A 7,018-nucleotide genomic window follows, 5' to 3' on the forward strand; every position below is an offset into this window, starting at 1 on the left:
GTACGCGGGCTTCCGCCCGGCACGGCGAGAGCACGCACCAGACGCCGCGGGGCCGCCCTTCGGGCGACGACGGCACTTTGACGACAGGACCTAGAAGAACACCGACCGCCGCTGCACCAGCAGCTTGTACAGCGTGTGCTGGATCTGCTCCCGCACCTGGTCCGTCAGGTTGAACATCAGCATCGGATCCTCCGCCGCCTCCGGCGGATACCCGTCCGTGGGGATCGGCTCACCGAACTGGATCGTCCACTTCGTCGGCAACGGCACCGCACCCAGCGGCCCCAGCCACGGGAAGGTCGGGGTGATCGGGAAGTACGGGATCCCGAGCAGCCGCGCCAGCGTCTTGGCGTTGCCGATCATCGGGTAGATCTCCTCCGCCCCCACGATCGAGCACGGCACGATCGGCGTCCCCGCCCGCAGCGCCGTCGACACGAAGCCCCCGCGCCCGAACCGTTGGAGCTTGTAGCGGTCCTCGAAGGGTTTCCCTATCCCCTTGAAGCCCTCGGGCATCACCCCGACCAGCTCCCCGGCCTCCAGCAGCCGCTGCGCGTCCTCCGCGCACGCCAGGGTGTGCCCGGCCTTGCGCGCCAGCTCGTTGACCACCGGCAGCATGAACACCAGGTCCGCCGCGAGCAGTCGCAGGTGCCGCTGCGCCGGGTGGTGGTCGTGCACCGCGACCTGCATCATCAGGCCGTCCAACGGCAGCGTCCCGGAGTGGTTGGCCACGATCAGCGCGCCACCCTCCTTCGGGATGTTCTCGATGCCCTTGACCTCGACCCGGAAGTACTTGTCGAACACCGGCCGCAGCACCGACATCAGGACCTGGTCGGTCAGTTCCTTGTCGTACCCGAAGTCGTCGACCTCGTAGTCACCGGTGACCCGGCGCCGCAGGAAGGCCAGCCCGCCCGCGAGCCGGCGCTCCCACCCGCTCGGGACGGCCGGCGCGGGCACGGCGGACACCGCGCCCGACCCCGCGTCCTGATCGGCCGCCACGGACCCGGCGGCCACGACCGGCCCCGCCCCGGCATCGGGTGCGGTGACCGCCCGGACCCGCCGGGCCCGCCGCCGCGGACGGTCCTCGTCGAACGGAATGACCTTGGCGTCCGCCACTATCGCTGCGCTCCCTCTTCGGCCGCGGATCCGGCTCCGGACCCGGTTCCTGCCACGGCGACATCCACCTTCAGCGCGCCCGCCACCCGGTCCACGGCCCGCGCCGCCCGCTCGGGCGGCAGCAGTCCGTTCCCCCGGCTCCGCGCGAAGTCCGCGAAGGTCTCGGCGGTCGTGTACATCGGCTTGAATCCCAGCACCTCGCGCATCTGCGAGGTCTCCACGACCCGCCCGTGCGTCAGCAGCCTGGTCTGTTCCGGGGAGAAGTCGGTGACCCCGACCGCCTTCAGCGCGGAGCCCACCCACGTGAGCGCGGGCAGCGGCAGCGCGATCGTGGGCCGGCCCAGCCTCCGCGAGCACTGGGACAGCAGCAGGACGCCGTCCCCCGCGATGTTGAAGGTCCCGCTGTTCAGGGTGCCGCGCCGGGGCTCCCCCGCCGCCAGCCGCAGCACGTCGAGCACGTCGTCCTCGTGGACGAACTGGAGCCTCGGGTCGTAGCCCAGCACGGTCGGCATGACCGGCATCGAGAAGTACTCGGCGAGCGCCGAATCCGCGAAGGGCCCCAGGATGTTGGCGAAGCGCAGCACGCACACGGCCACATCGGGCCGCCGGCGCGCGAAGCCGCGCACGTAGCCCTCGACCTCGACCGCGTCCTTCGCGAAGCCCAGGGCGGGCAGGGACTTGGGCTGGGTGGTCTCGCTGAAGACGGCCGGGTCCCGCGGCGCCGCCCCGTACACGCTCGTACTGGACTTCACGACCAGGCGCCGCACCGTAGGGGACTTCTGGCAGGCCCCGAGGAGCTGCATCGTCCCGATGACGTTCGTTTCCTTCACGGCGCTCCCCGCGCCGCCCGCGCCCACGCCACCGCCGCCGGTGACCGCGAGGTGCACCACGGTGTCCACGGCGTACTCGGCCAGCACCCTGGCGATCGCCGACTGCCGGATGTCCGTCCGGACGAACTCGGCCGATCCCAGCCGGTGCGGCGGGGTGTTCGCATCCACCGCGATCACCCGCTCGACTTCCGGGTCGCGCTGGATCCGGCGTACGAATCGGCCCCCCAGCTGCCGGGCTGCCCCGGTCACGAGCACGACCTTCCCCACTGCTCAGCGCCTCCCTCGTCGTACCCCGGCTGCACCACAGCCCCCCCACCAGGATGGTGGAGGGGCTGCGGAAAACACGTACAGCTGCCGTTTACTTCTTGTTACGACGCTGCACGCGGGTGCGCTTGAGCAGCTTGCGGTGCTTCTTCTTGGCCATCCGCTTGCGCCGCTTCTTAATGACAGAGCCCACGACTACCCTCGCTCACTTCTCGGAACATCCCCGCGCTAGCGGGGATCGGTGCGGGGCGTCTGGGCCCACACGACCTACGTCGGCCTAGCCTACCCGCCAGATCTCTGAGCCCGTAATCCGAGGGTGTCCGAGGGTGTCCGGGGAGATCAGTCTCAGGCCGACTCCACCCCCACATAGGACTCTCGGAGGTACTCGTGGACCGCGTTCTCGGGGACCCGGAAGGACCGGCCCACCCGGATCGCGGGCAGATGACCGTTGTGCACCAGCCGGTACACGGTCATCTTCGACACTCGCATCACCGAGGCGACCTCCGCCACGGTCAGGAACTGAACCTCACTGAGAGGCCTCTCGCCAGCAGCCATGACACACCTTTGACCTTCCGCGCATGACGGGCACCGGCTTCCCCTCCGGTTACGCCCCGTCGTCGCACGCTCACTCCCCAGAGTAGGGGCGGGTGATACGAGTGGGGAAGAGGAGCTACAGGCACCAGTCCCGGCCACACCTCAGCCCGCGAGCCCCGCGCGCCCCAGCACGTACCGCGTGAGCGGACGGTAGTAGTCCGAGCGCACCGCGTCATCAAGTGGAACCACCGCGCACACGCTCCCCTCGGCTTCCCCGACGAACGGCGCGGGGTCGTCCGTATCCGCCAGCCCGATCGCCTCGAAGCCCAGCTGACCTGCCCCGCAGACCCAACCGTGGTCCCCCACCACCAGTTCCGGAAGCGGCCCCCCGGCCTCCGCCAGGGCGCCCAGCGCGATCCGAACCGGCAGCGGCGAATGACTGTGTGCGCCGGTGGCGCCCCCCACCGGACGCGCGCCCGGCTCCCGTACCAGCGCGACCCCCCGTACGTACTCAAGGCGGTGCGTGCGTACGCCGAAGCGGGTGGGAATGTCCACGGGCACCCCCTGCGCCGGGGTGAGGACAACACATCCCACCGCCGACAGGGCACAGGCCAAGGTGGCGTAGAAGCCCAGGAGCCGGTGCGGATGGCCGGTGCCGAACAGCACGGGGGCCCGGGTCAGCGCCGCCTCCCGCAACCGCCCCGCGAAGACCTCCAGCCCGGCCAGCGTCCGCTCGGGATCGATCACGTCCGGGCCGCTGACGTGCCCGGGATCCGCCGAGACCCCGCACCGGTCCGCCATCAACCGCAGCAGATCGGGCTGCGCCCACCCCCCGCGCGGGTCCAGCCCGAGCAGCGCCCGCGGATCGCGGGCCGCGAACAGCCGGTAGCTGCGCAGGCTCTCCTCACGCGAGGTGGCGACGGGCCCGGCCAACCGGGCGGCCAGCAGGTGCGCACGCAGGGCGCCGGTGCTCAACACCCCTCCGATGCTGCCGCACCCGATCCGACGGATCCTCAATTCCGGGAAAGCCCCCCACAGTTGGCCTAATGTCGCGCTTGCGCGGACACCCCCGCGAGCGCTCGGTCAGGTCAGGGTCCGGATCAGGTCAGCATCCCGCGCAGCGGGAAGACCGCCCGCCGCGTCGCCAGCACCGCCTGGTCGATCCGGTCCGCCGGGTCGTAACCCGACTCCCACTCCCGCCACTCGGGCGTGCGCCCGTCCGTCATCCGGGCCGGGGCCAACTGCCGCGTACGCGCGTACACCTCGTCGCGCCACGACGCCGGGACGGCCGACTCCGGGTCGAGCGGCCGGTGCGCGGCGATCGCGACCAGGTGCGTCCAGGAGCGCGGTACGACGTCCACGATCGCGTAGCCACCGCCGCCGAGGGAGAGCCACCGCCCGCCCGCGTGGGCGTGGGCCAGCTCGTGGCAGGCCTCCTGCACCGCCCGCTGGGCGTCCAGCGACACCGCCAGGTGGGCCAGCGGGTCCTCGAAGTGCGTGTCGGCGCCGTGCTGGGTCACCAGCACCTGCGGCCGGAAGTCCGCGAGCAGCTCGGGCACCACGGCGTGGAAGGCCCGCAGCCACCCCTCGTCCCCGGTCCCGGCCGGCAGCGCGATGTTCACGGCCGAGCCCTCGGCGGCGGGCCCGCCGGTCTCCTCGGGCCAGCCGGTCTGCGGGAACAGGGTCCGCGGATGCTCGTGGAGGGAGACCGTGAGCACCCGCGGGTCGTCCCAGAAGGCCGCCTGCACGCCGTCCCCGTGGTGCACGTCCACGTCCACGTAGGCGACCCGCTCGGCCCCCAGCTCCAGCAGCCGCGCGATCGCGAGGGCGGCGTCGTTGTAGACGCAGAAGCCGGCCGCCCCGCCCGGCATCGCGTGGTGCAGCCCGCCCGCGAAGTTCACGGCGTGCGCCGCCTCCCCGCGCCAGATCGCCTCCGCCGCCGCCACCGACTGCCCGGCGATCAGCGCCGAGGCCTGGTGCATCCCGTGGAAGGCAGGATCGTCCATGGTGCCCAGCCCGTACGAACCGTCGGCGACCCCGGGGTCGGCGGACACCTCCCGCACCGCGGCGACGTAGTCCTCGCGGTGGACCAGCCGCAGCGTGGAGTCACCGGCCGCCTTGCCGGCGCGCACCTCGACCTCCCGGTCGAGCCCGAAGGCCCGCACCAGGCCCATGGTCAGCGCCAGGCGCACCGGATCCATCGGATGGCTGGGCCCGAAGTCATACTTCGTTACCGCCTCGTCCCACATCAACAGCCCTGTCACCGACTCGCCGCTCATGCCCGCCACCGTATCGGGCGCCCTCGGCGGCGAACGACCGGGCATAGAGGAGTGTGACGAGGACCAACGCCATCGGGACCAGCATGGCCCCCCGGTAGCTCCACGCGTCGCCGAGCGCGCCCACCAGCGGGGCCCCGACCAGGAACCCGACGTAGTTGAAGATGTTGAGCCGCGCGATGGCCGTGTCGGAGGCGGTGGGGAAGAGCCGGCCCGCCGCGGCGAAGGTCTGCGGCACGATCACGCAGAGCCCGACCCCGAGCAGCGTGAAGCCGAGCATCCCGATCCACGCCCCGGGCGCGCCGGCCACCACGGCGAAACCGCTCGCGGCGATGACCGTCCCGGCGCGCACGACGGCCACCGCGCCGAAGCGCCGCACCCCGAGGTCGCCGACGGCCCGCCCGATCAGGGTCATCACCATGTAGACGTTGTAGGGGACGGTGGAGAGCTGCTCGGAGCTGCCGAGGACGTCCTTGAGGTACTTGGCACCCCAGTTGGAGACGGTCGAGTCCCCGATGTAGGCGCAGGCCATCACCAGGCAGAGCGGCAACAGCAGCTTGAAGCCGCCGCCGCCCAACCCCTTCGCGGCCGCGGATCCGCCGGCGCCCGGTCCGCCCCCGTCGGCCGCGCGCTGGTCGACGTAGTACCGGCTGCCCACGAAAGCGAGCGGCAGCAGGACCACCACGGCCGGCAGGTAGCTGGTGAAGAGGGACAGCTGCCAGTGCGCGCCCGCCCACGCGGCGGACGCGCCGACGATCCCGCCGAGGCTGTACGAGGCGTGGAAGCCCAGCATGATGCTGCGGCCGTAGGTCTGCTGGAGACTGACCCCGAGCATGTTCATCGAGGCGTCCAGCGCGCCCACCGCCAGCCCGAACGCGCCGAGCGCCACGGCGACGTGCCACATCCGCGTCCCGGCCCCGGCGCCGAGGAGCGCGAGCAGGACGAGCGGCTGCGCCCAGCGCAGTACGGTGCTGGGCGCGACCCGCTTCACCAGGTGCTCGGTCCCCACGCTCGCCACCCCGGCGAGGACGGGGACGGCGGCGAGGAAGGCGGGCAGGAGGCCGTCGGATATCCCGTACTGGCTTTGGATCGCGGGGATCCGGGTCACCAGCAGGGCGAAGGTCACGCCCTGCACGAAGAAGCTGAAGCCCAGGGACCCTCGTCCACGGCGCAGCCGCACGTCTGCTGTCATGGCGGCTCAGCGTAGGCGCGGGTGCTACCCGTGGGTAGAGCGATCACATATCGAGTTGGAGAAGCCCCGGGAGTTCCTTCATCTCACCGAACAGGGCGGTGGCGCCCGCGAGCCGTTCGGCCGGGGTCATCGCGGTGAAGCCGAAGACGTCCATCCCGGCGGCCCGGGCCGCCCGCACCCCGAGCGGGCTGTCCTCGACGACGACGCAGCGCGCGGGCTCGACGCCCATCCGCGCGGCGGCGTGCAGGAACAGGTCCGGGGCGGGCTTGCCCTTGCCGACGTCCTCGGAGCTGAAGATCCACTCTTCTTCGAACCACTCGTCGAGTCCGGTGGTGCGGTGTCCGACCCGGATCCGCTCGTGGCTCCCGGAGGAGGCGAGGCAGTAGGGGATCCCGCGCGCGGTCAGCTCCTCCAGGACCTCCACGGCGCCCGCGACGGGCCGCAGTTCCCGCGCGAAGGCGGCGAACACCCGGGCGTGCAGGGTGTCGTCGAAGTCCTCGGGCAGCCGCTCGCCGGTCCGCTCCAGGATCGTGTCGTGCACCCGGTGCACCGCGGCGCCCATGTAGTCGCGCAGGGACTCCTCGTAGGAGGTGGGGTGCCCCAGCTCGGTCAGGTACCCGGACAGGATCGTGTTGGAGAGCGGCTCGCTGTCCACCAGCACGCCGTCGTTGTCGAAGATGACGAGGTCGTAGCTCATGCACCCGACCCTACGTATTTCTGGTCCGGAACGCAGAAAAGCCCCGCACCATAAGGTGCGGGGCTTTCCCACAATGATTGTTCGGCGGCGTCCTACTCTCCCACAGGGTCCCCCC

Annotated in this window: 8 protein-coding genes; all 8 read right to left on the reverse strand. The window is 71.7% G+C overall.

Features of this window, described 5'->3' with window-relative positions; genetic code table 11:
- Positions 1-90: 90 nt before the first annotated feature.
- Entirely contained in the window at positions 91-1,110 is a 1,020-nt protein-coding gene (locus ACZ4UB_RS39375; protein ID WP_468078088.1) for a lysophospholipid acyltransferase family protein, read from the reverse strand.
- A complete protein-coding gene (locus ACZ4UB_RS39380) occupies positions 1,110-2,207 on the reverse strand; it encodes an NAD-dependent epimerase/dehydratase family protein (protein WP_399263985.1) in 1,098 nt (365 codons plus the stop codon). Before ACZ4UB_RS39380 ends, ACZ4UB_RS39375 begins: the two co-directional genes overlap by 1 nt.
- Positions 2,208-2,298: 91 nt before the next feature.
- Complete coding sequence (locus tag ACZ4UB_RS39385; protein WP_003948845.1) at positions 2,299-2,397, reverse strand: 30S ribosomal protein bS22; 99 nt, start codon at positions 2,395-2,397, stop codon at positions 2,299-2,301.
- A gap of 152 nt (positions 2,398-2,549) precedes the next feature.
- Positions 2,550-2,759 (reverse strand): helix-turn-helix domain-containing protein, encoded by a 210-nt coding sequence (locus tag ACZ4UB_RS39390; RefSeq protein WP_008738568.1) that lies wholly within the window; start codon positions 2,757-2,759, stop codon positions 2,550-2,552.
- Between the two features lie 141 nt (positions 2,760-2,900).
- Complete coding sequence (locus tag ACZ4UB_RS39395) at positions 2,901-3,716, reverse strand: phosphatase (protein WP_468078090.1); 816 nt, start codon at positions 3,714-3,716, stop codon at positions 2,901-2,903.
- A 122-nt stretch (positions 3,717-3,838) separates the two neighbouring features.
- Positions 3,839-4,987, reverse strand: coding sequence for an acetoin utilization protein AcuC (locus ACZ4UB_RS39400; RefSeq protein WP_468078094.1), 1,149 nt, complete (start codon positions 4,985-4,987; stop codon positions 3,839-3,841).
- On the reverse strand, positions 4,959-6,206 hold the full coding sequence (locus ACZ4UB_RS39405; RefSeq protein ID WP_468078092.1) for an MFS transporter: 1,248 nt from the start codon (positions 6,204-6,206) through the stop codon (positions 4,959-4,961). The genes ACZ4UB_RS39400 and ACZ4UB_RS39405 overlap by 29 nt, the downstream gene beginning before the upstream one ends.
- Before the next feature lie 43 nt (positions 6,207-6,249).
- Entirely contained in the window at positions 6,250-6,903 is a 654-nt protein-coding gene (locus ACZ4UB_RS39410) for an HAD family hydrolase (protein ID WP_354380344.1), read from the reverse strand.
- Positions 6,904-7,018: the final 115 nt, after the last annotated feature.

Source organism: Streptomyces sp. NPDC028419, assembly GCF_055565515.1.

Coding starts and splice junctions, on each gene's coding strand:
- ACZ4UB_RS39390 (WP_008738568.1), bottom strand. CDS start 2,759: ATGGCTGCTGGCGAGAGGCCTCTCAGTGAGGTTCAGTTCCTGACCGTG.
- ACZ4UB_RS39400 (WP_468078094.1), bottom strand. CDS start 4,987: ATGTGGGACGAGGCGGTAACGAAGTATGACTTCGGGCCCAGCCATCCG.
- ACZ4UB_RS39405 (WP_468078092.1), bottom strand. CDS start 6,206: ATGACAGCAGACGTGCGGCTGCGCCGTGGACGAGGGTCCCTGGGCTTC.
- ACZ4UB_RS39410 (WP_354380344.1), bottom strand. CDS start 6,903: ATGAGCTACGACCTCGTCATCTTCGACAACGACGGCGTGCTGGTGGAC.